Origin of the sequence: Haematobacter missouriensis (assembly GCF_000740775.1) — a bacterium.
Classification (GTDB): Bacteria; Pseudomonadota; Alphaproteobacteria; order Rhodobacterales; family Rhodobacteraceae; genus Haematobacter; species Haematobacter missouriensis.
Map to the genome: position 1 here is coordinate 1 of NZ_JFGS01000092.1, position 1,286 is coordinate 1,286.

General features: G+C 57.3%; 1 tRNA gene and 1 pseudogene. One reads left to right on the forward strand and one right to left on the reverse strand.

What is annotated here, in order from left to right:
- Positions 1-347 precede the first annotated feature (347 nt).
- A pseudogene (locus CG51_RS20895) lies at positions 348-670 on the forward strand (IS481 family transposase); the annotation flags it as partial.
- 303 nt (positions 671-973) lie between these two features.
- On the opposite strand, the gene CG51_RS18750 reads toward CG51_RS20895, so the two are convergent.
- Positions 974-1,049 (reverse strand) — tRNA-Val (locus tag CG51_RS18750).
- Between the last annotated feature and the right edge of the window lie 237 nt (positions 1,050-1,286).

A 1,286-nucleotide genomic window follows, 5' to 3' on the forward strand; every position in this document is an offset into this window, starting at 1 on the left:
GCAGCACAAGAAGTTGGGCATGGCCCGCTACGCTGTTGGAGAGGCGGAAATGCCGCCCGCTCGACGCACAGCAGCCGTCGAGCTAATCGCGGGAAACATCTATGCCGATCACGGTGGTCGCTGGTATCATATCACTCTCTCTTCCTTATGCTTCGCGGTCCCACAAAACAGGCCGCCGTCAACTGTTCGAGACGGTGAAGAGAGGCGGGATCAGCCTGCTAGCGATCGTGAGCCAGCCACAAGGTGTTCAGCGCTGATGGGGCTAATGTAGCAGGCCCGGGACACATAAGGTGTTTGATCCCCCGGTTTGATGGAGTGATGCGTTCTTTGGAGTGGACGGATGCCCTATGGGGCAAGTTCGTTACGGCAGCGCCACGCCCACGCACGCTGTCCGAGCAGCAATACGAGCCGATCGGAGGCTTCGACCGCGGCGCTGAGCCGCGAACTGGGTATTAACCCCAAGACCGTTGCGAAGTGGCGACAACGTCAGACGGTCGAGGACATGAAGACGGGGCCGAAAGAGCCGCGTTCGACGGTGCTAAGCGGGGAGGAGGAAGCGGTAGTCGTGGCCTTCAGGCGCCATACGCTGCTGCCATTGGACAATTGCCTTTATGCCCTGCAGCCGTCCCTCCCGCACCTGACAGCTCGGCGCTGCACTTTACGTCGGGGAAAACGATCCCCCGGATCATTTTCTGATCCCTCCTCACCTGCAACGCCACGGCATCCCGCGCTTGCCTGATATGGACGATCGCGGCAACCGCCACTTTTGCCTTGAAGGCCGGGCTGTGGTTCCGGCGCGGGCGTCTTGCCATCGTCTTCTCCTCGCTCGCAGCATCATGCCACCGCCCTTGCCCGGAAAATCCACTTATCCCGGCTGAGAAGATTTCCCGAACCACCTCTCTGAACTTCGGAAACGTGTAAGGATCAATGAACCCAGAACGAAATGAAAATTTCCGCTAAGTAATTGAAATTATGGTGGGTCGTGACGGATTCGAACCGCCGACATTCTCGGTGTAAACGAGACGCTCTACCAACTGAGCTAACGACCCTAGCACCGAACGTTTAGCGATGACAGAACACCCATGCAAGCCTTCGTTGGCAGCTCTCGAAATCAAGTGACGATCGTTGTGGCAAGGTAATCAGCGGGTTTAACTCAAACCATCTTACATGTGGCGATGAGGCGAGCTTAACCCTGTTCGGGGCGTCGATCTCACGGCCTGTGAAATGGGCACTCAGAGGTGGTCCGGGAATTTTGATCAGTTTGCCGCTCAGCTAAGCTATAGCAT